The sequence below is a fragment of the Chryseobacterium artocarpi genome (assembly GCF_001684975.1).
GTDB lineage: Bacteria > Bacteroidota > Bacteroidia > Flavobacteriales > Weeksellaceae > Chryseobacterium > Chryseobacterium artocarpi.
Genome location: NZ_MAYH01000012.1, coordinates 42,192 through 68,618, shown reverse-complemented (window position 1 = coordinate 68,618; position 26,427 = coordinate 42,192). Strand labels below are relative to the sequence as shown.

Below are 26,427 nucleotides of genomic sequence, written 5' to 3'. Positions count from 1 at the left end.
GATAAATGATGTCTGATAAGTGATGGCTAGCATTCACTCTTTTGCCATTTATTGATTAATTTAATTTTTTATTAAATTTTCGTTCTTTAAAAGAACTTCTTCAGCTAGCTGAATGTACTGAACTGCTCCTTTACTTTCGGCATCATAGTTCAGGATACTTTCTCCGAAGCTTGGTGCTTCACTTAATCTTACGTTTCTGCTGATAATTGTTTCGAAAACCATTTCAGGGAAATGTAAGTTTACTTCTTCTACGACCTGATTTGACAACCTTAATCTGCTGTCATACATTGTAAGAAGAAGACCTTCTATTCCAAGATCTTTATTGTGGATTTTCTGAACATTTTTTACAGTATTCAAAAGTTTCCCCAGTCCTTCTAAAGCAAAATATTCGCATTGGATAGGAATGATCACAGAGTCTGCTGCTGTAAGAGCGTTTACTGTAATAAGCCCTAAACTCGGTGCACAATCTATAATGATATAATCATAATCATCTCTTACACTAGCCAGTGCTTTCTTCAGCATATATTCACGATCTTCCTTGTCTACCAATTCGATCTCTGCTGCTACCAAATCTATATGTGATGGAATGATATCAAGATTTGGAGTTGCTGTTCTCTTGATACAAACTCTTGTATCTGCACTATGCTCCAAAAGATTATATGTAGAATACTGTACATCTTCCACTCCCAACCCAGACGTTGCATTTGCCTGAGGGTCAGCATCGATGATTAATATTTTTTTTTCCAATACTCCTAATGCTGCTGCTAAATTTACAGCGGTGGTAGTTTTCCCAACACCTCCTTTTTGATTAGCAATACCTATGATTTTTGCCATTATTAGAACTTTAAGTTTCAAAAATACACTTTTTTCTTTGCTCCCGATGAATGGGTAAAATCAAAATTGAGTTAAAATATTGTTAATAAGTAATTTAACTATTAAAAAAATTATCCACAAAAAAAATTCTTTGTGGATAACTATTAAAATTTGAGTTTCGATATTAATTATCAAACTTCATGGAGATTGGAAATTTGAAGTAACTTCTTACAAATTCTCCTTTTTTGTTTTTGGCAGGAATCCATTTTCCTTTGTTGGAAATAGACTTCACTGTTCTTACCGCTTCATTATTAAAATCGGCGTTGGTTCCATTAGCTTTTACCCCTGAGATTGTTCCATCCATTTCTACAATGAAGGTAACCGTAGTTTTTACAATGTTTTCTGATTCAAATCCAGAAGCATCAAAGTTGTTCATTACTTTATTTCTGAAAGAGTCTATTCCACCATTAAAATTGGCTTCTACCCCTAGATCTCCTTCATCAACAATTATATTTTTGTCTACCGGCACCTGGATTACTGGCGGCGGTGTATTGATTGCAGGTCCGTTTCCTATAGGCGCAGTTGTTGGAACATGAGTATTAGGTGCTACAATATCCCCTTTAAAATTGTTTGTAAAGCCTGCTACTGCATCATCAGGAATGGGATCTTTTTTTACATTATCCTGAGCATCCCTTGATGGTGTTGGAACTGTACTGTCAAATGTTTTCGTATTCGGAGCTGTTGCAGGTTTTACCGGTGCAATAGTCACAGGTGGAGTAACCGGTACATCTGGAGTCTCTGGCATAAAGTCTATAATAACTCCTTCCGGTCCTTTTGCTACAGGCTCTGTTTTAAATGCTGAGATAGCAAATGGAGTAATTGAAATTGCTGCCAATAAACTCACTCCTACAAAAAGTGCTTTGGTTAATATTCTATCTGATTCGTTTCTTAATGCATAGGCGCCGTATTCTTTATTACGGTGCTCAAAAAGAACTTCGTTGAAGCGAAATTCCTGGTTTTGGTTCATGTGTTTCATCACTATTACTATTTAAACTGTTAAAAAAAGTGATTATTAGTTTTATTAGTTCTTATCGATAAGCAATGTTTCAATATCAAAACATCTGCCAAAATTTTATCAAAACAACATAATATTAGAAAATTTTATGATAATGTTTAAAATTTAACATTTTAGAATTTAAAATATATCATAAAAACTCACTCTCTTTTTAGAAAAACAGAAATGCAATAATAATTGACAACAAACTTAATCCCATCAAAAATTATTTCTATAAGAAAATTGAATTACGAGAAAATCATCAGTAAAAATGCTATAGGTACTAACAATCCTAGAGCGTTGATAATAATGAGAATAACTGAGCTTATCTTTGCTCCTTTATAACTTTTAGCAGCAAAATAAATACCGGCAACACTCAATAACAAGCTGCAAACAATAAATAAATTCAGCAGGAAGTTACTATGAAGGTTTATTGGAAACCCTAAATAAACAATTAGTAAAACAGCGTATGCAATGGTAAAATATAAGCTAATTACAATATTGTTCATTGTAGATTGGGGCATTTTATTATTTTCCATTTGAATATATATAATATTTAAATATAAGCGTTTTTATAAATTATTAACCATGTCAAGGCTTAAATCCTTGATATGGTTGACAAAAAAAAGAGACTATCAAAATTGACAGTCTCTTTTTTATCTTATTTTCTAAGTGTATTAGAATAATTCTTTTCTGATAATGTTCTGGCTTCTTTCTGGTCCTACAGAAACTAAGTAAACATTGATTCCTAAATATTCTTCAATAAACTCGATGTACTTCTGAGCATTTACCGGAAGTTCATCATAGCTTCTTGCTTTAGTAATATCTTCTGCCCAACCTGGTAAATCATGATAGATTGGTTCGTAGTTGTATAACTTTTCTGTTGACGAAGTAAAGTAATCGATAATCTTTCCGTCTTCAGTTTTGTAATGGGTAACGATTTTAAGGTTTTCAATTCCTGTAAGAACATCTAGTTTAGTAATCACAAGGTTATTGATCCCGTTGATCATACAAGCATGCTTTAAAGAAACAAGGTCTAACCAACCAGTTCTTCTTGGTCTTCCTGTAGTTGCTCCAAATTCACCACCGATCTGTCTGATTTTTTCACCTAATTCGTTATCCAATTCAGATGGGAAAGGTCCGTTTCCTACTCTTGTACAGTATGCTTTTGCAACACCGATCAGGTTTTGAAGTGATGTAGGCGGAACTCCTGCTCCTGAACACACCCCTCCTGTAGATGGAGATGATGAAGTTACATACGGATAAGTACCGAAATCGATATCAAGCATTAAAGCCTGAGCCCCTTCAAATAGAACGTTTTTCCCGTCTCTGATCGCTTCGTTTAGCTCTAATTCAGTATCAACGATTCTTTCTTGAAGCTGTTTTCCGATTTCTAAATATTCGTTGTAAATTTCTTCAACGTCTAATGCTGGTTTTCCGTAATATTTTTCAAAAAGAGAGTTTTTAACTTTTAAGTTTTTCTCAATTTTATCTCTTAAAATTTCAGGATTTAAAAGGTCAACCATTCTGATTCCAACTCTTGCAATTTTATCTTCATAACAAGGTCCGATACCTTTTTTGGTTGTTCCGATCTGAGTTCCTCCGTGTTCCTCTTCACGGTAAGTATCCAAAAGGATGTGGTAAGGCATGATAACATGCGCTCTTCTGCTGATAAAAATGTGATCTGTTTTCAAGCCTTTGCTTTCAATCTGATTCACTTCTTTAATAAAAGACTTAGGGTTTACCACTACTCCGTTCGCAATGATACATTTCCCTTTGCATTGAAGAACTCCTGAAGGAAGAAGGTGTAAAACGAATTTTTCTTCACCTACATATACCGTGTGACCAGCGTTGTCTCCACCTTGGAAACGCACTACATAGTCTGATTTTGCAGATAAAACATCCGTGATTTTACCTTTACCTTCATCTCCATACTGAAGACCTACAACTACATAAGTTGACATATTTTACTTTTGTTTTAAGATTCGTGCAAAATTACTTTTAAAAAATTGGGTGAGCAAATTATAGATAGATTTTATTTTAGGTTGAGAGTGAAAATCATGGCTATATATCTTTTTTTAATTACTTTTAAACCACCATGAAAGAAAAACTAAATAGAACTATTATCCCCTACCTCATCATCTCAAGTACATATTTCATTTTGTTTTCAATAATGTATTGGCTTCAAAATAAATATTTAGAAATTGATGAATCATACTTTGGATATTGGCTACCAATAATCATTTCAACGATACTAGTCTGGTTTGTCATCAGGAAAAAGCTTAAAAATCTTGTTATTGAAGAAAAACATTATTCTATTACATTATTTATAGTTTTTATTCTTCTTACTCTCCCTGTTATCACTTTTACATACTATTTAAATAGAGAAAGTGGAAAAATAACCTATTTAAATCAGCCTTCTGACTTTTTCAGGAAGCCTCAAACCATGTATTACTCGATTGAAAGCACAAAAATTGACAAAGCCAACTATAGATTTTCAGTCTCACAATCAACTATAGACAGAGGAAATGAAATCGCGGTAGGATGTTATTATATCGCGCCTCTTTTAGATAAGGATAAGCCCTCTACTTCAACTAAATTATGGATAGGTTTATTAATTGGCGAAAAATTCAGCAATCGTGTTTTAGATGATAAAAACAAACAGGAAAAACAGATTTCCAATTTCATAGATTCTTCTAATAGTCAATTCAATAAACATCAGTTTCAAACAAAATTCCTCAAAAAAATTGCCATTGCAGAAGAAGACAACTATAAAAAAGCATTAGATAATACAGATATCAATCCAAATAATATAATAATTCTTCGAGAAGAACAAGGAACTTATGAAACAAGAACAGGCTCAAGTCTAATTTGGACACTTCTTCTATTTACAATATCAAATATAGCCTGGTTTCTATTAAACGGATTTCAAAAAAGTAAAAACAAACCGAAATCAATTGTTTAAATTTTGATAGAGAAATATTTTTATATTTGATTACTTTCTAAATAAAGACCTATATGCCCATTTCTCAAAAGCCAACATTTTTGACGTCCAAATTTAATAAAGAATCTAAGCTTTTCTATACTTTGTTTTCACCAGAAACTGTAAAAGCCACCCTACTCATTGTACACGGAATGCAGGAACACAGCGGAAGATATGCTGAAATAGCAGAATATTTAGCCAATCATGGAATTGCTGTGTTAACATATGATCACCTAGGACATGGAAAATCTGTAAAAGATAAAAGTGAGATCGGGTTCTTTCAACTAGATAAACCTGATGACAGGCTGATTTCTGATGCAGAAATGATGGCAGATCATCTTGCAGCACAATATCAGGATGTTCCGCATTTTATTTTGGGACATTCAATGGGATCTTTTGTCACCCGTTGTCTCCTCCAAAAAGCAAGTCGGAAATTTTCAGGAGCTATTATTACAGGAACGGGAGGTCCTTTACCGGGAATTCATTTTTTAAGAGCTTATTTATCGGTGGCTAATCTTCTGGCACCTCGTCATCGTACATTTTTGAACTCTGTCTTTACAAATGTGAATAATAAACACTTTAAAAACGATAAAGACTTTAGTGATACTAGCTGGTTAAGCGTTAATAAAAAAAACAGAACAGCTTTTGAACAGGATGAGCTTTGCGGAATTCCGTTTACCCATAATGCCTTTTATACTTTATTTACGGTTTATAAGAGAGCTACGGCGAGAAATTGGGCAGCTTCTATTGATAAGTCTTTTCCGTTCTTATTTGTAAGTGGACAAAATGATCCGATCGGAGATTTTAGCAAAGGTGTTCTTTACACAATAAATAATTTAAAAGCAGATGGTTTTCAGGATGTAGAGACTAAAATTTATCCTGAAATGCGTCATGAAATTCTTAATGAAGAAATCCGGGAAGAGGTATTGAATGAAATCTATCATTGGATTTTAAAACATTAAAGAATGTTTTAGATTTAACATTATCTGAAAAGGACTTTTGAAATTATTAATTCCCTAGTTAAGATTGCTTCGATTTGCTCGCAATGGCGATAGTATTTCTAATATTTTTATATTTTTGAGTCATATCTCGTTTAATAATGAACAGAATCGACAGGCTTATCTCCGTGCTCACTACTTTACAATCTAAAAAGTTTGTAACCGCCGATTATATTGCTGAAAAATACGAAATCAGCATAAGAACAGTTTACCGGGATATTAAAGCATTGGGAGAAATTGGAGTTCCTATTGATTATGAACCACAAAAAGGATATACGGTTTTGCAAGGATTCTTTTTACCACCCGTTCTTCTTACCAGTGATGAAGCGAATGCTCTGATCATGATTTCAAAACTATCGGAACGTTATACAGACAAAACCATACAAAAGAATGTTTCCAATGCCATAGATAAAATAAAATCTGTCTTGCAATATTCTGAAAAGGAGAAAGCTGATCTGTTGCAGAAAAAAATCGGCATCTACATTTCTCCGGAAACAGACCACAGTAAAGATTATCTTACAATTATACAAAATGCCATTGTTGATAAGCAAATTCTGAAAATAAGTTATCTCAATAATTTAAATAAAGCCAGCGAAAGGGAAATTGAGCCTATCGGTATGAGCTTTTATACCAATCAATGGCATCTGATAGCCTGGTGCTGGGAAAGAAACGAATACCGGGATTTTAAAGTCTTACAGATTCAGGAATTAAGAAATATAGGACTGCCTTTTAGGAAAGAAAGCCATTTTACACTGGAAGAATATATTAATTCTTTGACGTAGAGGGTTGAAAACTGAAACAGGCTGCTTATTTTTAAATTAAAAAAAACGGACTGACATAAGGTTGACAGTCGCCCTATTTACTTTTGTCCAAAATATAATACAACATGGATAAAGTATACAAAAATTGCCAGAGCTGCGGAATGCCTCTGAAAAAATCACCTAATGGAGGCGGAACGAATGCCGACGGATCAATCAGTACCATATATTGTGATTATTGCTATGAAAAAGGGCAATTCAGACAAACTGATATCACAGCAAAGGAAATGCAGGAATTTGTAAAACATAAAATGAAGGAAATGGGCTTCCCTGGTTTTTTAGCAAGTTTATTTTCAAACGGAATTCCTAAATTAGAACGCTGGAAAAATCAAAATTAATCACCATGACCATAGAAGAACTTTTTAAAGACAAGGCAACAAAAGCAAAGGAAAAAACGGAAATCGTAAGTAAATGGATTATTGACACGTCCCTTCCTACTGACGAACTGATTGCCTTCGCGGAAAAAGCAAAAGACCCTGTAAAAGGCACCTGCATAGAAGCGATAGAATACGCCACAAAACAGAATCCAAATCTTGCTGATGAAACAGTATTTGGATTTGTAACGAATACTCTTACTGAAAAAGCGCCAAGAATAAAATGGGAAAGTGCTAAAGTAATTGGCAATACAGCACATTTATTCACAGAAAATCTGGATAAAGCTATCAGTAATCTTTTAGCCAATACAGATCATGAAGGAACTGTTGTACGCTGGAGTGCTGCTTTTGCATTAGGAGAAATTCTTAAGCTGAAAACATCACACAATACAACCTTACTTCCTACACTTGAAGATCTTAGTGAAAAAGAGGAAAAGAATAGTATTAAGAAGATTTACCTTGATGCAATCAAAAAAACGAAGAAATAATTTTAGAAATAAAACCCCGGAAGTCATTTCCGGGGTTTTATTTTTTAGGTTTAGGCTAAAGCCAATGGGATTTTGTTATTTAAAATAAACAGGCTAAAGCCCGTTCCTATTGAATTGAATATATTGAAAACAAAATAATATCTCGTAGATTTTGCAAATCATGCAGATTTAAATAATATACAAACATCAGCGAAACCTGCGTGATCTGCGAGAAAAAATATTATTATTCAATTGACTCCTTTGAAAACAAAATAATATCTCGTAGATTTTGCAAATCATGCAGATTTAAATAATATACAAACATCAGCGAAATCTGCGTGATCTGCGAGAAAAAATATTACTATTCAATTGACTCCTTTGAAAACAAAATAATCTCTCATGAATTTTGCAAATACAGATTAAAATAATACATAAGCATCAGCGAAATCTGCGTGATCTACAAGAAAAAATCACTTCAACACCACTTCCCTATCAATTCCAATTTCATTCAGAAAAACTTCATCGTGTGAGATTACCAGAAGTGTTCCATGATAATCTTTAATAGAATCAGTCAGGATTTCAATATTCTGCAAATCAAGGTTATTTGTTGGTTCATCAAGAATAATCATATCCGGAGCTTTATTACTTATGGATAACCCACATAAAAGAAGTCTTAAACGTTCTCCACCACTCAAAAAACCACATTTTTTATCCCATGTATCTTTTCCGAATAGAAATCGGGACAATAATGTTTTGATCTCAGATTCCTGCGTAGCATTATCATTAAAAGTCTGGGCAAAATCATAAACAGCAGCTTCATGATCAATTAAAGAATATTCCTGATCAATATAAATGCTATTAAAATCTGTCCTGTTGATATTTCCTTCAAATGGTTTTATTTTCCCCAACAAAAGCTGCATCAATGTTGTTTTCCCTGATCCGTTTGAACCTTTAATAGAAATTCTGTTTCCACTACGGATTTCCAGATCAAGATTTTCTTTCCACAGCTTTTCATCTCCATATTTAAAATTAATATTTTCTCCAGACAGCAAAACTTTTCCGGAATGCAGATTTGAATCATTGAAATCAACTTTCATCTGATCATAATTTCTCAGTGAAGAACGCAACTCTCTTAAATCTCCAGAAATATCACTAATCTTTTCAGCATGTACACTTTTCAGTTTTGAGGTATTTTTCTCAGCATTATTTTTCATGGTATTCATCATAATTCTTGCTACACCAGATTTTTCCTGCTTTTGTTTTCCTTTCGCATCAAGCTTTTGTTTACGTTCAAGCGTTTCTCTTTCTTTTTCTTTTGCTTTTTTCAGAGCTCTTTCTTTAGCGTGAATATCATTTTGTAATGCTCCTTCTTCAATTTCTTTTTGCTCTGTATAAAAATCAAAATTACCGCCGTACGTAGTAATTCCCTGATTACTCAATTCAAAAATGGTATCAATCAGGTTCAGCAACATTCTATCATGACTTACAATCAGGATTGTTGCACTTGTTTTCTCAATAAGTTCATAAAGACGCTTTCGTCCTTCCAGATCAAGATGATTCGTTGGTTCATCCAGAACGATAATTTCTGGTTGATTAATCTGAATTCCGGCAAGAAAAACCTTTGTCTTTTGCCCACCACTTAAACTTTCCAGTTTTTGGTTTAAATTAAAATTCTGAAGATTCCAGTATTTCAGTGCATTTTGACAACGTTCTTCAATTTCCCAATCGTCATTTAAAATTTCAAAGTATTTTTCATCAGTCTCGCCATTTGTAATTTTTTCAAGAGCATCAAGCTTTTGATCTATTTTAAGACATTCAGCTATGGTTAAATGATTAAAATTTCCAAACATTTGAGGAACATAAAAAATATCTCCCCGAATATTTATGCTTCCTTCTACAGGTTGTAATTCATTGGCGATGATCTTCAGCAAAGTAGATTTTCCCATACCATTGCTTCCCACAAGCGCTGATTTTGTATAAGATTGTATCGTTAAATTGATATGATTAAATAGCAGATCTCCTCCCGGAAACCCAAAGGACATATTTTGAAGTAAAATCATGATTTCTTTCTTAATAATGGTTAAACACCAGTAACTCGTTCGCTACTGCTTTAATAAATCTGAAAGAAATTATATCCTACATGTCTGTATTTTTGGGTTTTGAAAGAACAAAGATAGCACAAATCCCGGATTAAACACAAAAAGATTTTATTGAAAAATCAAAATTCCGTAACTTTGCCTCCTACTAAAAATTTTATGGAAAGTATTAAAGTTCACGACAAAACTTTCGTCCCTTATTTAGAGGAAGCCGAAATTCAGGAAATTGTAAAAGAGACAGCGTTAAGAATTTATGAAGACTACAAGGATGAAGTTCCTGTTTTCATCGGCGTATTAAATGGGGTGATCATGTTCTTCTCAGATCTTTTGAAATATTATCCGGGTGAATGCGAGATTGCCTTCATTCAAATGAGCTCTTATGTAGGAACTGAATCTACAGGGATTGTTTATCAGAAAATGGAGCTTACTAAGGATGTAAAAGACCGTCACATCATTCTTGTGGAAGATATCGTAGATACAGGAAATACAGTGGAGAGTCTTTTCAAGTATTTTAAGGAAACGCAGCGTCCTAAGTCTGTAAAATTAGCAAGTTTCTTATTGAAACCTGAGATTTACAAGAAAGACTTTAAATTGGATTATATCGGAAAAGAAATTCCAAACAAATTTGTACTGGGTTACGGCTTGGATTATGATGAATTGGGAAGAAATCTACCTAATTTATACCAATTAGCAGACGGACAAATCAACCATTAAAAATGGCTATTAGCTTCTAGCTTCTGGCTATTAGCTTTAAATATTAAATTGAAATAAAAGTAAAATATTAACTAAATAAAGCTAAAAGCAAAAAGCAAGTCGCCCAAAGCCAAGAGCTGAGAGCAAAATGTCAATTGCCGGAAGCGAATCAACATTATGATAAACATTGTTCTGTTCGGCCCTCCAGGAAGTGGAAAAGGAACACAAGCTCAGAATCTAATCGAAAAATTCAACTTAAAGCAGGTTTCAACAGGTGATCTTTTCAGATATAACATGAAAAATGACACTGAACTTGGAAAATTAGCTAAGTCTTACATCGATAAGGGAGAATTGGTTCCGGATCAGGTAACAACAGATATGCTGATTGATGAGATCAGAAAACCTACCGATACTAACGGTTTTATTTTTGATGGTTATCCAAGAACTACTGCTCAGACAGAAGCTTTGGAAAAAATCGTTAAAGAAGAATTGAATGACGAGATCGACATCTGTCTTTCATTAATTGTTGAAGATAAAATTTTGGTTGAAAGACTTTTAAAAAGAGGTGAAACCAGCGGTAGATCAGACGACAGCAATGTAGAGATCATCGAAAACAGAATTAAAGAATATTATACTAAAACAGCAGAAGTAGCCGAACTTTACAAGCAACAAGGTAAATATGTTGAAGTAAACGGTGTAGGAGAAATTAACGAAATTTCCGAGAAACTTTTTGCTGAAGTAGAGAAAATTAAATAATCGAGATTCGGGATACGGGATTCGTATTTTCGTCCCGTAACTCGCAACTCGTAACAAATACTATATGTCTAACTTTGTAGATTACGTAAAGATCCATTGTAAAAGCGGACACGGAGGTGCTGGATCTGCACACCTTCGCCGTGAAAAGTATATTCCTAAAGGAGGTCCCGATGGTGGTGACGGAGGCCGTGGAGGTCACGTTATCATGAGAGGAAATTCTCAGGAATGGACTTTACTTCCGCTTCGTTATACCCGTCACATAAAAGCTGAACGTGGTGAAAACGGAGCAAAAAACCAGCTTACCGGTGCTGATGGTTCTGATATTTATATTGATGTTCCCATCGGAACTATCGCTAAAAATGAAGAAGGAGAAATTATCGGCGAGATTCTTGAAGATAAACAGGAAATCATTTTGATGGAAGGTGGAAAAGGAGGAAGAGGAAACGAATTCTTCAAATCTTCTACCAATCAGACTCCAAGATATGCTCAACCAGGAATGGACGGTCAGGAAGGCTATATCGTCTTCGAGCTTAAAATTTTAGCCGATGTAGGATTGGTTGGATTTCCGAATGCCGGAAAATCTACACTTTTGGCTTCTGTTTCTGCTGCAAAACCTAAAATTGCAAACTATGCCTTTACCACGTTAACTCCTAACCTAGGGATCGTGGATTATAGAAATTACAAATCATTTGTAATGGCTGATATCCCGGGAATTATTGAAGGAGCAGCGGAAGGAAAAGGATTAGGGCACAGATTCCTTAGACATATTGAAAGAAACTCAATCCTGCTATTCTTAATTCCGGCAGATTCTGAAGATCACTTCCAGGAATTTAAGATTCTTGAAAATGAATTAAAGGAATACAATCCTGAACTTTTGGATAAAGATTTCATTATTTCCGTTTCAAAATCTGATCTTTTGGATGATGAACTGAGAAAAGAAATTGCAGCAGAGTTCCCTGAAAACAAACAGCCATTATTCTTCTCTGGTGTAACAGGTGAAGGGCTTGTGGAATTGAAGGATGCTATCTGGAAACAATTACACGGATAATTTGATTCAAGTTATAAAATACAAAATAAGAGAGGCTTTATTGCTTCTCTTTATTTTTTTGTTATATATAAATTAAACATCTATTTTCAATAATTCCTTCTAAATAGATGTAAAGCAAAGGTTATATAACCTTGAAATACAACTCTTAAAATTTTAACCTACCTTTGCAGAATGTAATTCTTTCAAACCGAAGGAATTTTTATTTAAATTTTAAAATAATTCATTTGAATTTTACAGACTTAAACTTAATAGAACCTATTGCTAAGGCAATCCAGGAACAGGGATATACAGCTCCAACCCCCATTCAGGAAAGATCAATTCCTGAAATATTAAATGGCAGAGATTTTTTAGGCTGCGCACAGACAGGGACAGGGAAAACTGCGGCATTTGCCATTCCAATTTTACAAAATCTATCTAAAAATAAAATTCCAAATAAGAATATTAAAGCCTTAATTCTTACACCAACGAGAGAGTTGGCAATCCAGATTGAGGAAAATATTCATGCTTATGGTAAATATCTTCCATTAAAAGAACTTGTGATCTTTGGTGGGGTAAAACAAGGGAATCAGGAAGCTGCTTTGAAAAAAGGAGTTGATATTCTGGTAGCTACACCGGGAAGACTGCTTGATTTCATTGCTCAAGGAATCATCAGCTTAAAAAATCTTGAAATATTTGTTCTTGATGAGGCTGACAGAATGCTTGATATGGGATTTGTACATGATGTAAAAAGAATCATTAAACTTTTACCACAGAAAAGACAGACTTTATTCTTCTCTGCAACTATGCCCGGGGAGATTCAGAAGCTTGCCAATTCTATACTAAATAATCCGGTAAAGGTAGAAGTTACTCCAGTTTCTTCTACTGCTGATACGATCAAACAATCCGTTTATTTTGTAGAAAAGGAAAATAAACTGAATTTGTTATCTCACATTCTGAAAAATGATATTTCAGAATCGGTATTGGTATTTGCAAGAACCAAACATGGGGCAGATAAGATTGCCAGAAAACTTCAAAAAGATGAGATCTCAGCAGAAGCAATTCACGGTAATAAATCTCAGAATGCAAGACAGAATGCTCTGAATAATTTTAAATCAGGAAAAACAAGGGTTCTGGTAGCTACAGACATTGCAGCGAGAGGAATTGATATTGATGAATTAAAGTTCGTTATCAATTTTGAATTGTCTGATGTTTCAGAAACTTATGTACACAGAATCGGAAGAACAGGAAGAGCGGGTGCAGAAGGTACTTCAATCTCTTTTGTAGACGGGCTTGATCTTTTAAATTTAAAGAATACGGAAAAGCTTATCGGAAAGAAAATCCCTGTTATTAAGAACCACCCTTTCCATACGGATGATTTGGTTGCACAAAAAAGAGATTCTAATAATAAGCCTGTTGCTGCAGGTGGTGAAAGATCACAAAGACCTAGTAATAACTCTAGACCTAACAATAACAGAAACAAAAAGAAGCCAAAACCTACTGAAACTCCTTCTACCGGGTTTAAGAAACCTAAGAATAAGAATTTCACAAGAAAAAAATAAAATTTTATTAAGATATATTTCTGTATCTACGTTTCAAATTAAGAAACCTTTTTTCATAATATTGATATGAGAAATGAGCCACAAATATTGTGATCAGTGGGATTGCAAGATAACTTGAAACAATGACTATATAGTCATTTATATTGTATTTAGCCACTAGTTTAAGTAAGATAAACCCTACGGGCTGCATTACAATGGTATGATACATATATATTCCGTAAGAAATTTTTCCAAGATAGATCAGTTTTTTATTTTCAAAAAAACTGATCTTTTTTTGCGTAAAGAAAATAAGGAAAAAACCGAATAAGATTGTACTGAATACTCTATATTGAAATTCAGACATATTACTGATAAAAAGGTTTGTTGTAAAATAAACCAACAATAGTGTACCACTTACAATCTGAAGAATCCCTAAATATTTATTGGGTTTAAACTTTAGTAAAGAACACCATCCGGCAAACGAAAAATAGAAGAACATCATTCTATATTCATCTAAAAATTCAAAACCGGGCATATGATATATCCCTATAAATAGAATGGTAAAAATAAGTAAGAATGCTTTGATATTTTTTAAAGAAATAAACAAAATAAGTGGAGCAATCAGAAGGTAAAACTGTTCCTCTATTCCTATAGACCAAAGTATTTCAAGAATTCCTCCCGGCTCAGAAGCAGAAAGAATATTAGGGAAGAAAGTAAAGAGAAGAGCAATTCCTTCCCATAGATTGTAGTTACTTGTAAAATCAAACCCCATTTTCGGAAGAATGACATTATAGTATAGTAATCCTATAATGGCTACCAGATAATACAATGGAAAAATTCTGAGGATTCTTCTTATATAAAAATTCCTTAAATTTATTTTACCTGTGATCATTTTCTCTTCAAACAACTGTCTTATAATAAGAAATCCGCTTAAAGAAAAAAACATATATACGGCTTCACGTCCTTTATCAAACAGAGGTAACTCATAAAAAGTAGGTAAACCTCTATTGTCAAAGAACTGTGGAATATGAAAAATTACAACCAGTAAAGCAAGGAAAAACCTCAGTGAAGTAATATTAGGCAGCCTTTTCATATTATTTGTTAGACAACAAAAAGTTTCTTTGCATTCTCCGTAGTAATTCTATCGATCTCCGTAAAATCTTTTCCATAGATATCTACCAGCTTTCCGGCTACAAGATCCAGGTAAGAACTTTCGTTTCTTTTTCCCCTGTAGGGAACCGGAGCAAGGTAAGGAGAATCGGTTTCCAATACTATTTTATCTAGCGGAACTTCTTTTAAAAACTGATCAATTTTCCCATTTTTAAAGGTTACTACTCCTCCGATTCCTAGAATAAAATTAAGATCAATAGCATGCTGAGCCTGCTCAAGATTTCCTGAAAAACAATGAAAAATTCCTCTTAATTTTGGATGTTTTTTTCTTTCCAGAACTTCAAATGTTTCCTCAAAGCTTTCTCTCGTATGGATCACAATCGGAAGGTCTTTTTCAATTGCCCAATCAATCTGCTGTTCAAAAGCTTTTACCTGAATATCTAGTGTTGTTTTATCCCAATACAGATCAATTCCGATCTCTCCTATTGCTGGAAAATGTCTGTCGTCAAGATAATTCTTTACAATTTCTAATTCATTTTCCCAGGATTCAGGTTTTACATAGCAAGGATGAAGCCCCATCATTGAAAAAATCTGTCCCGGATATTCTGTTTCCAAGTTCAACATTTTTACATGAGATTCTGAATCAATCGCGGGAAGATAAAATTCTGAAATTCCTTTGTCTAAAGCTCTTTGAATGGCTTCGCTTCTGTCTTCATCAAATTCTTCTGCGTATAAATGGGTATGTGTATCAATCATTTTCTATAATTTTAACAGATCTTCGTAAGGGTTTTCAAAGTTCATCAGCATTCCAAATGCCGGTTCAGTTTTAATTCCCTGCTTTTTAAGTTCTATTATTTTATGTTTAAATTCGTCTCCTTTTTCCTGTAATATTTTATGTTCAGCAATCATATGAAGATAAGCATTCTGCTGAGTAGTGGGCTTATTCTGTCCGAAAATTTCAATCGGAAAATCTTCCAGCACAAAATTCAGAGTGATGCTATTTTCTCCGTTTACAACAATATTTTCTACTTGAACCTCTATATCCTCCGGTATCAATCTAAAGAGTGCTATATCATCCAAGAAATCTTCTTCAAACCTTAGATCAACTTCACAAATAATATCAAGATCACTTCCTTCAACATCAATTTCAATAGGAATAGTTCCTGCTAAAATGGGTGAATATGGTTTTAATTTTTCTAAGACTTTGTATTTTGTCAAAACCTCGTAGGCTCTTTTCTGTCTTTCATTTCCTGTTTTAAGATAATCAATTCGGGTAAAATCAATCATTTTGGAAATATTGTATGTTTTACTTTTTTTCGCTGGCTTTCAATTCTTTGATCTAGTTTCTCTCTAAATTCAATGAACTTCGGATCTTTCACATCGTTTGTTTTATGCTCCAATGCTTTGATGATCTTAAAATTATCTTTAATAAAATTTTGAGTTTCTTCTGAAAAATAAGAATCTCCAAACTTATCAAATATATAATTGACAGCCTGAGTACTTGGATGAATCATATCTTCTTTATAAAAACGATAGTCTCTCAAATCATCCATTAAAATCTCATAAACCGGCAAGTAATGACAATCTTCAAACATGGATATTGACTCATGTATTGCTGTAATTAATTTGGATTTACTCAACTGATTTTCCACCATTCCATCCTTGGTATGTCTTACCGGAGAAACTGAAAACAAAATTTGTACACCTTCTTTACAGATATCTTTAAGTTCAAGAATTGTATTATAAATAGAACCCGTTAATTCTTGGTGGGAAAGTAATCGTTTTTCGAAAAACTTCTGTGGAATTTTATGACAGTTCGCAACGAGTTTATTCTTGGGAGTAAATTCATAGATAAATGAAGAACCATAGGTAATAATAATCCAATCTGCTTCCTGAAGAAAAGCATTTCCTTCTTCAATAGCGGTATTGATCTTATCCAGCGTTTGATGAATATATCTCGTATCAAAGCTCGTATGATGATCTAATGAAATGTATTCTTCATTGTAAATAATCAATTCATCTTCTATATAAAACGAAGAATCGTGTAGCCTTTTTATAGCATTGTTAATAGAAAAAGGGTTGAAAATTGTCCCAAAAGGATTGTTTAAGGTCTGAAGTTGCCCATCTTTCAGTAATTCAGTCATTTCAGAGGCAAAGCAAGATCCAATTGAAAATATTCTATCTTCAATTTCAATTTTCTTCTCTGATTTTGGAATATTTACTTCTGTTCTGAACTTCATTATATAGATATTAGGTAGCAGGTAATAGGTTGCAGGCAATTCTGTTACCTACGTCCTATTACCTGTAACCTTATTTAGCTTTCCCTTCTTAACAAATAATTCGCCAGTTCAATGAATGGCTTTTTCTTTTCGTCTGGAATATCAATTTTCTGAAGATAGCTCTGACCGATTTCGTTATGTTTTTCGATCAGACGAAGTGCTTTCTCATCTACTTTTGTTCTTCTGAAGATCTTTTCAACACCGTAGATTTTATCTACATTATCTGTCTTTTTAGAATACCAGTAGTCAAGCTCTTTTCTTTCTTCATCTGTAGCGTGTTCTCTTGCTAACAAATAAAGAACCGTCTTCTTGTTTTCATAAATATCTCCAGCATGTTTTTTCCCAAACTGAGCCTGATCTCCGAATACATCAAGATAATCATCCATAATCTGGAATGCAATTCCGATGTGTTTTCCAAAGTTGAAAATTGCTTTTGCATCTTTAAAGTCTGCTCTTGCAATCAATGCTCCGATCTCAAAAGAAGAAGCACTTAATACTCCGGTTTTATAAGTGATCATTCTGATATAGTCATCAAAAGTCACATTCTCCTGAGTTTCAAAATTAATATCATACTGTTGCCCTTCGCATAAAAGAAGTCCTGTGTGAGTAAAAATTCTGATACAAGCTTTGAAAATTTCAGGTTCAAGATCTTCAAAAAACTTGTACGCTTTAAGCATTAATCCGTCTCCTGAAAGTATTCCAACATTAATACCGTGTAAAGTATGAATAGTAGGTTTATTTCTTCTTAAAGGAGCTTCATCCATAATATCATCATGGATCAGGGTGAAATTATGGAAAAACTCAATTGCCAGAGCCGGCTTTATAGCCTGTTTAAGATCTCCACCGAAAAGATCACAAGCCATCAGAACCATAATGGGACGAAGACGTTTTCCACCATGGGAAATTATATAATTCATCGGATCATATAACTCCGTAGGTTTATCTTTAAAAGTGTACTTATTAATGGCATCAGCAACAATCTGTTGGTATCTGTCTAAAAATTCCATAAAATCTTATAATTTGAACAAAAATACGATTTTTCGGGGCTTTATAAAACAAAAAACTTTGCCCAAACGGACAAAGTTTATATGATAATTGTGATTTTTTATCTTAGGAAAGGAAAGTTACAATAAGATATGTGATTCCTGCTACAAGAGCTGAAATAGGAATAGTTAATACCCAAGCCCAAAGTAAGCTTACTGTAATACCCCATCTTACTGCTGAAATTCTTTTCGTTAAACCTACCCCGATGATAGAACCTGTAATGGTGTGTGTTGTAGATACAGGAATACCGAAGTGGTCTGTAATAAATAAGGTAATTGCTCCTGCAGTTTCTGCACTTACACCTTCTAATGAAGTTACCTTAGTGATCTTTGTTCCCATTGTTTTAATGATCTTCCAACCACCACTCATTGTTCCTAAAGCAATTGCGATAAATGAAACCAAAGGAACCCAGATATAATGCTGTGCAAAATAATCAAAACGCTCTGCAGAAGGAATTTCCAGATACTGTACATCCTGAAGCATATTAACGTGATAATAAATTACCGCAGCACCAATGATCCCCATTACTTTCTGAGCATCATTCAAGCCGTGTCCTAAACTGAACAATGCTGATGAAGCCAACTGTAATCTTTTGAAAGATTTATCTGCCTTGTGAGGGTTTGATTTTTTATAAAGGTGAACAATAATCAACGTGATAATGATTGAGATAATCATCCCTATAATCGGAGCCATGAAAATGAACAGGAAGATAGGAATTACTTTATCAAACTTTACAACACTCTGATGAGTTACCTGGCTTAAAGCTTCTTTCGCTGTATCCCAGAAACCTAATCCTGGCTGAGCTGCTGCCACATCATGATAATCCATCATAAAGGCATGCATAAGAGCTGCTCCTAAGAAACCACCGATCAACGTGTGTGATGAAGAGGAAGGGATTCCGAACCACCATGTTAAAAGGTTCCAGGCAATAGCTGCCACAAGACCGGAAAATATAACTTCGAGTGTGATAAAATTCTCATTAACTGTTTTGGCAATTGTATTACCAATTTTGAATTCTCCAATAATATAAGCAGCAATAAAGAAAGCCGCAAAATTCCAAAGTGCTGCCCAAAGTACAGCCTGGAATGGAGTTAAAACTTTTGTAGATACGATAGTTGCAATCGAGTTGGCAGCATCATGAAAACCATTGATATAATCAAAGATCAACGCCAACGCAATAATAACTACAAGTAAAATCGGAAATTCCATTTTTTGCTATGTATTGTTATCTTTTAGGCGTATTTAATCATGATGTTCTCAATTGTATTGGCAACATCTTCTGCTTTATCAGTTACGATTTCAAGATAGTTCAATACAGATGAAACCTTAATGATGTTGATAGCATCGTTAGTTTCAAATAACTCAACCATTGAATTAGAAAGCAGGTCATCTGCAATATTTTCAATAGAGTTTACTTTAATACAAGCTTCTTTCACCTGTTCCATGTTCTTGAATCCTTTAAGGTTTTTCATTGCATTCTGAATTTCAAGACATGCTTTGTGAATCAATAGAGAGAAATCTGAATAAGCTTTCATCTCCGGAGATTTGTATAGGAAGATATATTTTGTAGAAGCGTAGATATAATCTGCGATATCATCCAATCCGGTTGCTAATGTGTGAATATCTTCACGGTCAAAAGGAGTGATGAAGTTTTTTCCCAGTTCTACGAAGATCTCATGAGTAAGCTCGTCATTTTTATGCTCGAAATCACTCATTTTTTTCAACATTGAATCGTCATTAAGATCGAAATCTTTAATTCCTGCGTTGAATTCTTCAGACATTGCAACTAGGTTTTCAGTTACCTTTTCAAAAAGTACAAAGAAGATTTTATCTTTTGGTTGAAAAGCGTGGAAAATATTACCAATTCCCATTTTTTAGTATTTATAATTCGTGTGCAAATTTCTTAAAAAAGGATTGCCCATGAAACTATATGACATTAAGTTTTGTTAACATTCGCTTATCTACTGATAATCAAATAAAAAAACCGACATTACTGCCGGTTTTGTATGGTATAAAAAAGTGACTTAATTAGCTACTTCAGCTCTCATGTCCTTTCCTTTGAATTTCATCGATTGAATGTTACTTAAAACATTATCTTTGAATGATTTCTCAACTTCGAAGAAAGAGAATTTCTCCAGAATTTCGATATCTCCGATTTCAGCTCTTTTCTTGGTCTTTCCACCAGCTGTAGCCTTATTGATAATATCTAATACATCAAGCTTTTTCAAGTGGTCTTTTTTACCCAAGTTGAAGAAGAATCTAACCATGTTTTCATCTTTTCTTCTTGGCTTCCCACCACGATCTCTGTCTCTACCACGATCTCTGTCTCTGTCGCGACCTCTGTCTCTATCTCTATCACGTCCACGGTCTCTTCTTGAGTAATCATCATCTCTGCTGCTTAGTTTCTGCTCAGCAAGATCGTGTTTGTCTTTGTAATATAAAGCAAGATCTTTCAATTGGAACTGTAACAACTGGTGTACCAATTCTTCTTTTGTAAAGTTGCTTAGATCTGGGATTAAGCTATCATCAAATTCGAAAAGATCTTCGTGCTCCGTAAATAATTTTTCGAAAACACCACCTACCTGAGCTTTGATAATCTGATCTCCTGTAGGAATAAATCTTTCGTTAATTTCAATTTTAGTAGCAGATTTGATTTGCTTCAGTTTTCTGCTTTCTTCAGGCTTAATTAAAGCCATAGAAATACCATCTTTTCCTGCTCTACCTGTTCTTCCACTTCTGTGAACGAATACTTCAGGATCATCAGGTAAAGAGAAGTGAATAACGTGAGTCAGAGAGTTTACATCTAATCCTCTTGCTGCAACGTCTGTAGCTACAAGAATATCGATGTTTTTCAATCTGAATTTCTTCATTACCGTATCTCTTTGTGCCTGCGAAAGGTCTCCGTGAAGAGCGTCAGCTGCATAACCGTTTTGCATTAAGAAATCTGCAACCTCCTGAGTTTCCATTCTTGTTCTACAGAAAATGATGGAATACTGATTCGGGTTAGCATCAATTAATCTTTTTAATGCTTCTTTTTTCTGACGGTACCCTACCACATAATATTCGTGCGTAATGTTCTTCTTCACTTCGTTGATAGAACCTACTGAAATACGGTGTGGTTTTGTAAGGTAATTTTTGGAAATTCTTTCCACTTCTTTATTCATCGTAGCCGAGAATAAGAAAGTTTGTTTAGTTTCCGGAGTTTCGCTTAGAATGGTTTCCAATTCGTCTTTGAATCCCATTGAAAGCATTTCATCAGCTTCGTCTAATACTAACCAATGAATAGCAGAAAAATCTAACGCTTTTCTGTTGATAAGGTCGATCACTCTACCTGGAGTTCCCACAATAATCTGTGGTTTCTCTTTTAAAGATCTCATTTGCTCTACAATGCTACTTCCACCATAAACCGCAGTAGTTTTGATGTCCATGTATTTAGAGTAATTCTTTATGTCTTTAGAAATCTGAAGACATAATTCCCGTGTCGGACAAAGCACCAATAATTGGATTTTGCGACTCGTATCGTCAATCATATCCAAAATCGGAAGCGAAAACGCTGCTGTTTTGCCTGTCCCTGTCTGCGCAAGTGCGATCAAGTCGCGAATATCTGAAAGAATAAAAGGGATAGTCTGTTTTTGGATTTCTGTTGGGCTTTCGTAACCCAGTTCGCCAATTGCCTTAAGAATATCAGGACTTAAATTGGTTTCCGTAAATAAATTCATTAACTATTTTAAAATTTTTGCAAAGATACAATAAATATTTGATTTGTTTTTGAATAAAGTATTAAATATGTAAACTTAAATTCAGAATCCTTTAATGTATTTTAATTTTTTCGAAAATTAAATTTAAAAAAACACATCTTATATTAACGACTTATCAAACAATAGTTTTTTTTATTAAATTGGATTGATTATTTATGTATTATTTATGAGTTTTCAAACAAAATCATAAAATCCGTTTTTTTTCTTTCAAAATTTCTTATTTATTGCGTAAATTTGGAGGTGGTTTTGTCTACTTTCAATATTTGGGTTCAATCAACAAACCATTCCGCAATTAAAACACCTACATCATATGTCAGCCAATATTTCTCCCAAGACCTTTGATTTTCTAAAGAAATTGAATAAAAATAATAACCGCGAATGGTTTAATGAAAACAAGCACCTGTACACTGAATCACAGGGAAATGTTATTCAGTTTATAGATGAGCTTATTAGAGAAATGTCCGGTTTTGATGAAGAGCTTGCTAAAATCGACAGTAAAAAATCATTATTCAGAATCTATCGTGACACCCGTTTCTCAAAGGACAAATCTCCATACAAAACCAACTTTGGAGCTTCTCTGGGAATGGGAAAAGGAAATCAGAAAGGAGGCTACTATCTTCATATGGAACCTGGAAAATCATTTCTGGCTGGTGGAATTTACATGCCTGAATCTTCGGTATTGAAAGAAGTACGAAAAGAAATTTCCTTGTACGGGGCTGATTTTCTTAAAATTTTAAACAACAAAGACTTTAAAAAGCATTTTCCGGAGCTTGACCAGGAAGATAAATTGAAAAAAGTACCCCAAGGTTTTGAAAAAGAAGATCCCATGGCAGAATATCTGAAACTTAAAAACTTTATAGTAGTCTATCAACTAACAGATCAAGAAGTTTTAGATCAGAATGCAGTGAAAAATATGGGTAAAATCTTTAAATTCATGAAACCTTTCAATGATTTCCTGAACACTCCTTTCGCAGATTAAAAATCATGTATTTTACAAAATATTAACGGATTACCGCAAATAATCCTGCCTATTTTTCATCCTTTATTTGAAAGTAATAATATTCAATGATTCTTTACAAATAACAAAGAATAATATTCTTCCAGAAATCAGCAACAAATACTATAGACTGATTTTCAATATATTATATTTAACATTTTTTAAGATAAGTTTTACATTTTTGCTTATCTTTGCTGTTCGTCAAAAAGTCAATAATGTCTTTATACCAAAAAATTGCAGAAAAACTACAATATATAAGTCCGAATTTTTATAAAAAAAGATATTTTAAGAGTTTAAAAAATCTTAATAAAGATAATTTTTCGGAACGCAATGTAGAACCGGAACTGGTATGGATCAAAGAATACCTTCCCAAAAATGCTGTAATTCTGGATATTGGCGCCAATGTAGGTACATTTTTATATCAGTTGGAAAACAAACTGAATCATGAGCATATTTATGCTTTTGAACCTAATAAAAAGCTTTACCGAAGATTAAAAAGACTCTTCCCTACCATGAGGGTACTTCCTTTGGCACTTTCTGATGAAAATACAGTGGCGGAGTTTAAAGTTCCTATTATTAATGGGAAAACAATTGCTTCCCGGGGAACCTTAAATACATCTTACAAAGAAAAAGGTGAAGAAAAAAGCTACACCGAGAAAGTAAAAGTTATCAAACTGGATGAATGGGCGGCTTTAGAACACTTTAATAGACTGGATTTCATTAAGATAGACGTTGAAGGGAACGAAATAAAAACTCTTTTAGGAGCTAAGGAAACCATCAAACAGTTTCTTCCGACCTTAATGGTTGAGATGGAACAAAGACACCACCAAACACCGATATGGAACGAAATCTCTGAAGTTAAAAGCTGGGGATATGAAGCAAAGTACCTGAACAGGAATAGCTTTACCCTGGAAATTCTTACAGAAGAGATTTTATTACAAAATATAAGCGACGAAAAAAATAAAACTCAGTACATCAACAATATTATTTTTATACCTAAAAACCCTTAAAACAACTTTATGAGTGTAGTAGCGAGACAAGGCTTCAAATATTCCATTATTGGCTATATTGGTTTTTTGCTGGGCACAGTTTCTGCAATATTCATTTTTCCAAATGATTTTGAATTTTACGGAAAACTCCGCTATATCCTTCCTACTGCTGAAATGTTGGTTCCTTTTGTGGTTTTAGGAATATCTTATGCTAATGTAAAGTTTTTTCATACTGTGGAAAAAGATGGCAAGAAACAGAACATGTTGTCCCTGTCATTACTTGCTATTTTTATTAATTTCTTTATTTTTTCTATAGTATTTTTCATACTGCCGTATGTTTATCCTAAATTCAGACACCTGGAAGCCTGGAAAAGCAAAGAGATGATTCTTCCTTTGATTTTACTTCTTTCGCTGTGTGCAATTTTCAATAAATACACTTCCAATTATAAGAGAATTGTTGTCTCTAATATTTTTGATAATCTTCTTCCTAAGATTGCAAATCTGGGAGCTTTTTGCCTGTTTTATTATTTTGCTCTATCTCAGAATATTGCATTCGCTTTCTTTTTTGGAATTTTTGCGTTAATGCTTTTCGGATATATTTACTACACCAACAAGCTGGAAAAAATTCAATTGGATTTCAATACAGATTATTTTAAAAAGAATAATTTCTGGAAAGAGTTTTTCAATTACAGTTTTTTTGGTTTTCTAGGAACTTTCGGAAACTATCTGGCGATCAATAATTTTATGATCGGAGAGTTTATGGGAATGGAAGAAGTTGGAATTTACTCTGTTCTTTATGCTTTGATTTCTTTGATTTCAATTCCTCAACTGGGATTATTTAATATCTCTGCTCCTATCATCAACAAGACTCTGGCTGACGGAGATATGGTAGAACTAGACAGATTTCATAAAAAAACTTCTTTATCGCTTTACTTTCTTGGAGCTGTTTTATTCTCGTGTATTATGGTTGGCTTTCCTTATCTGACGAAGCTTATGCCTAATAATGGAACGATGCTTAGAGAATATGAGCCTGTAGTCTGGATCTGGGGATCCGCAGTATTAGTTGATCTTGCAACAGGGTTTAACGGAAATATTATTTCTCTTTCGAAGTATTACAGATTCAATATTATCGTAATGCTTTTATTAGCTGGATTAACTATTGGGCTGAATTATTATTTCATTAAAAACACGGATCTGAAACTTATTGGAATTGCCTTATCTACAGCTATTTCTCTTACGATTTATAATATTATCAAGATTGCCTTTAATTATATCGTTTTCAAAGTTTCGCCTTTATCTATTGAGATGATCTTTGTTTCAATCATTTGTACGTTGGCAATTACCGTAGCAATCGTCCTTCCTAATTTTGACAGCAGCTTTGTAAATCTGATGTATAAACCAACTGTAGTTTTAGCGTTAATCTATATTGGAAATTATTTCACAAAAATATTCCCATTGGAAGATTATCTGAATGTGAAATTTATCAAGAGTATTTTTAAGTTTAAATAAGCTTATATAAAAGCTCTTCCAGCTTCTTCTGAACTTCTTTTTTGCTGTAACTTGTCTGGAAATCAAAATGAGTATTTTGAAATTCATTCAACTGTTCAAAGATGTTATGTTTTTCAGGTAGAATGAAATTCAATTTTGACGAGTAATTTTCGGGAAAAACAGCTAATTTTCCATAGGCAATGGAATCTCCTAGGTTTCCTGTCATTTTCGTTTTCCCATAGATTTCTTTAATGCTGAAAAATTCTGTTTCCTGCTGAATAGGACACCAAAGAAGATCGGCTTTTTGCATCCATTTCTCAAAATCGCCAGCAGAAACTCTTTCGGAAAAATGGGTAACAGAAATATTTTGTGGTAAATCTGATGATAGTTTTTCAAGTTGCTTCAATTCATGACCGGTTGCCTTCCCAAGAAATACAAATTCGTATTTCTTATCTGATTTTAAATTCTGGATAGTTTTAAAAATATGATGGTAATCCCTTCTTTTCTGGGAAACACCTCCCGGAATTACAATAATCTGACTCTCATTCTGAATTCTCTCAAAATTCCTTGTATAAAACAGAGGCAAAAACTGATGCCTTTGGGACATCAATTCTTCATCCAATACCACTAAAGATTTGGAATTCTGATATACTTTAGTTGCATAAAGTAATCCTTCCTTCCACCAAAGTTTCATTCTGTAGATGATATCTCCTTTAAATACGCTTTTTATTAATTCAACCCTTGAAGCTTTCGTAAAATTAAGGTTGTGGGCAATAATTGCTGTATTGTATTTGTTTGTTATTGCTAAAAATGTATTGAAAAAACGATGAACAGTGCCAATGATCACCAAATCGTACTGCCTGTTTTTTAACTGATCTAAAATCATAGAACTGTCCGACAGAAAAACCTCTGCATCAGCTTCATTGATCTGATCTTTGATCTTTTTTGAAAAATAATAATCTACTTTAAAATCTTCTGCTCCCTGCATGATATCCATGAAGGCTTGTGCTATTTCTGCATGAGTATCTATTTCAATGTAAGCTATTTTTTTCACTGATGAATTGGAATTATTTTCTAAGTTTTGGCTAAAGCCAGTTGTTTTATTTTTTATTAAACAGACTAAAGTCCGCTTCTATTGAATGTGA

The 26,427-nt window shown here is 33.6% G+C and carries 25 protein-coding genes; 12 read left to right on the top strand and 13 right to left on the bottom strand.

Features of this window, described 5'->3' with window-relative positions; translation table 11 throughout:
• Positions 1 to 60: 60 nt before the first annotated feature.
• From BBI01_RS04805 to BBI01_RS04790, 3 genes are all read right to left on the bottom strand, one after another.
• Complete coding sequence (locus tag BBI01_RS04805) at positions 61 to 834, bottom strand: ParA family protein (protein ID WP_065393554.1); 774 nt, start codon at positions 832 to 834, stop codon at positions 61 to 63.
• A gap of 163 nt (positions 835 to 997) precedes the next feature.
• Positions 998 to 1,849: a hypothetical protein gene (locus BBI01_RS04800; protein WP_065393553.1), complete on the bottom strand. Its 852-nt coding sequence runs from the start codon at positions 1,847 to 1,849 to the stop codon at positions 998 to 1,000.
• 695 nt (positions 1,850 to 2,544) lie between these two features.
• Positions 2,545 to 3,831, bottom strand: coding sequence for an adenylosuccinate synthase (locus tag BBI01_RS04790; protein WP_065393551.1), 1,287 nt, complete (start codon positions 3,829 to 3,831; stop codon positions 2,545 to 2,547).
• Positions 3,832 to 3,965: 134 nt separating this feature from the next.
• On the opposite strand from BBI01_RS04790, the gene BBI01_RS04785 reads away from it, so the two are divergent.
• The 5 genes from BBI01_RS04785 to BBI01_RS04765 all read left to right on the top strand — a co-directional run bounded on the left by BBI01_RS04785 (position 3,966) and on the right by BBI01_RS04765 (position 7,528).
• The gene (locus BBI01_RS04785; protein WP_123862087.1) at positions 3,966 to 4,832 is read left to right on the top strand and encodes a hypothetical protein; all 867 of its coding nucleotides are present in this window, start codon (positions 3,966 to 3,968) and stop codon (positions 4,830 to 4,832) included.
• A gap of 80 nt (positions 4,833 to 4,912) precedes the next feature.
• Positions 4,913 to 5,812, top strand: a complete 900-nt coding sequence (locus BBI01_RS04780; RefSeq protein ID WP_228393937.1) for an alpha/beta fold hydrolase — start codon at positions 4,913 to 4,915, stop codon at positions 5,810 to 5,812.
• Between the two features lie 137 nt (positions 5,813 to 5,949).
• Complete coding sequence (locus BBI01_RS04775) at positions 5,950 to 6,630, top strand: helix-turn-helix transcriptional regulator (protein ID WP_065393548.1); 681 nt, start codon at positions 5,950 to 5,952, stop codon at positions 6,628 to 6,630.
• A gap of 104 nt (positions 6,631 to 6,734) precedes the next feature.
• Positions 6,735 to 7,004 (top strand): zinc ribbon domain-containing protein, encoded by a 270-nt coding sequence (locus tag BBI01_RS04770; protein ID WP_065393547.1) that lies wholly within the window; start codon positions 6,735 to 6,737, stop codon positions 7,002 to 7,004.
• Positions 7,005 to 7,009: 5 nt separating this feature from the next.
• Positions 7,010 to 7,528 carry a hypothetical protein gene (locus BBI01_RS04765; protein WP_065393546.1) on the top strand — a complete coding sequence of 173 codons (519 nt, stop codon included), beginning with the start codon at positions 7,010 to 7,012 and terminating at the stop codon, positions 7,526 to 7,528.
• A 449-nt stretch (positions 7,529 to 7,977) separates the two neighbouring features.
• Here BBI01_RS04765 and BBI01_RS04760 read toward each other — a convergent pair whose 3' ends face one another.
• On the bottom strand, positions 7,978 to 9,567 hold the full coding sequence (locus tag BBI01_RS04760; RefSeq protein ID WP_065393545.1) for an ABC-F family ATP-binding cassette domain-containing protein: 1,590 nt from the start codon (positions 9,565 to 9,567) through the stop codon (positions 7,978 to 7,980).
• Positions 9,568 to 9,762: 195 nt separating this feature from the next.
• On the opposite strand from BBI01_RS04760, the gene BBI01_RS04755 reads away from it, so the two are divergent.
• From BBI01_RS04755 to BBI01_RS04740, 4 genes are all read left to right on the top strand, one after another.
• Positions 9,763 to 10,317 carry a phosphoribosyltransferase gene (locus BBI01_RS04755; protein WP_065393544.1) on the top strand — a complete coding sequence of 185 codons (555 nt, stop codon included), beginning with the start codon at positions 9,763 to 9,765 and terminating at the stop codon, positions 10,315 to 10,317.
• Between the two features lie 156 nt (positions 10,318 to 10,473).
• A complete protein-coding gene (locus BBI01_RS04750) occupies positions 10,474 to 11,052 on the top strand; it encodes an adenylate kinase (protein WP_065393543.1) in 579 nt (192 codons plus the stop codon).
• A gap of 64 nt (positions 11,053 to 11,116) precedes the next feature.
• Positions 11,117 to 12,100 (top strand): GTPase ObgE, encoded by a 984-nt coding sequence (gene obgE, locus BBI01_RS04745; RefSeq protein ID WP_065393542.1) that lies wholly within the window; start codon positions 11,117 to 11,119, stop codon positions 12,098 to 12,100.
• 224 nt (positions 12,101 to 12,324) lie between these two features.
• Complete coding sequence (locus BBI01_RS04740) at positions 12,325 to 13,638, top strand: DEAD/DEAH box helicase (protein ID WP_065393541.1); 1,314 nt, start codon at positions 12,325 to 12,327, stop codon at positions 13,636 to 13,638.
• Positions 13,639 to 13,645: 7 nt separating this feature from the next.
• Here the strand turns inward: BBI01_RS04740 and BBI01_RS04735 are convergent, their stop codons facing one another.
• The 8 genes from BBI01_RS04735 to BBI01_RS04700 form a co-directional block, all read right to left on the bottom strand.
• A complete protein-coding gene (locus tag BBI01_RS04735) occupies positions 13,646 to 14,710 on the bottom strand; it encodes an acyltransferase family protein (RefSeq protein ID WP_065393540.1) in 1,065 nt (354 codons plus the stop codon).
• Positions 14,711 to 14,718: 8 nt separating this feature from the next.
• A complete protein-coding gene (locus BBI01_RS04730) occupies positions 14,719 to 15,483 on the bottom strand; it encodes a TatD family hydrolase (protein ID WP_065393539.1) in 765 nt (254 codons plus the stop codon).
• 3 nt (positions 15,484 to 15,486) lie between these two features.
• On the bottom strand, positions 15,487 to 16,014 hold the full coding sequence (locus BBI01_RS04725; RefSeq protein WP_065393538.1) for a DUF4269 domain-containing protein: 528 nt from the start codon (positions 16,012 to 16,014) through the stop codon (positions 15,487 to 15,489).
• Positions 16,011 to 16,967 carry a GSCFA domain-containing protein gene (locus BBI01_RS04720; protein WP_065393537.1) on the bottom strand — a complete coding sequence of 319 codons (957 nt, stop codon included), beginning with the start codon at positions 16,965 to 16,967 and terminating at the stop codon, positions 16,011 to 16,013. Before BBI01_RS04720 ends, BBI01_RS04725 begins: the two co-directional genes overlap by 4 nt.
• A 74-nt stretch (positions 16,968 to 17,041) precedes the next feature.
• Entirely contained in the window at positions 17,042 to 18,013 is a 972-nt protein-coding gene (locus BBI01_RS04715) for a polyprenyl synthetase family protein (RefSeq protein ID WP_065393536.1), read from the bottom strand.
• Positions 18,014 to 18,116: 103 nt separating this feature from the next.
• Complete coding sequence (locus tag BBI01_RS04710) at positions 18,117 to 19,259, bottom strand: inorganic phosphate transporter (protein ID WP_065393535.1); 1,143 nt, start codon at positions 19,257 to 19,259, stop codon at positions 18,117 to 18,119.
• Between the two features lie 23 nt (positions 19,260 to 19,282).
• Entirely contained in the window at positions 19,283 to 19,921 is a 639-nt protein-coding gene (locus tag BBI01_RS04705) for a DUF47 domain-containing protein (protein WP_065393534.1), read from the bottom strand.
• Between the two features lie 153 nt (positions 19,922 to 20,074).
• Complete coding sequence (locus BBI01_RS04700; RefSeq protein WP_065393533.1) at positions 20,075 to 21,769, bottom strand: DEAD/DEAH box helicase; 1,695 nt, start codon at positions 21,767 to 21,769, stop codon at positions 20,075 to 20,077.
• Between the two features lie 349 nt (positions 21,770 to 22,118).
• On the opposite strand from BBI01_RS04700, the gene BBI01_RS04695 reads away from it, so the two are divergent.
• The 3 genes from BBI01_RS04695 to BBI01_RS04685 all read left to right on the top strand — a co-directional run bounded on the left by BBI01_RS04695 (position 22,119) and on the right by BBI01_RS04685 (position 25,303).
• Positions 22,119 to 22,787 (top strand): DUF2461 domain-containing protein, encoded by a 669-nt coding sequence (locus BBI01_RS04695; protein ID WP_065393532.1) that lies wholly within the window; start codon positions 22,119 to 22,121, stop codon positions 22,785 to 22,787.
• Positions 22,788 to 23,020: 233 nt separating this feature from the next.
• Positions 23,021 to 23,815 carry an FkbM family methyltransferase gene (locus tag BBI01_RS04690; protein WP_065393531.1) on the top strand — a complete coding sequence of 265 codons (795 nt, stop codon included), beginning with the start codon at positions 23,021 to 23,023 and terminating at the stop codon, positions 23,813 to 23,815.
• Positions 23,816 to 23,824: 9 nt separating this feature from the next.
• A complete protein-coding gene (locus BBI01_RS04685) occupies positions 23,825 to 25,303 on the top strand; it encodes a lipopolysaccharide biosynthesis protein (protein ID WP_065393530.1) in 1,479 nt (492 codons plus the stop codon).
• On the opposite strand, the gene BBI01_RS04680 is transcribed toward BBI01_RS04685, so the two are convergent.
• The gene (locus tag BBI01_RS04680) at positions 25,296 to 26,336 is read right to left on the bottom strand and encodes a hypothetical protein (protein WP_065393529.1); all 1,041 of its coding nucleotides are present in this window, start codon (positions 26,334 to 26,336) and stop codon (positions 25,296 to 25,298) included. The two genes, BBI01_RS04685 and BBI01_RS04680, sit on opposite strands and share 8 nt — an antisense overlap.
• Between the last annotated feature and the right edge of the window lie 91 nt (positions 26,337 to 26,427).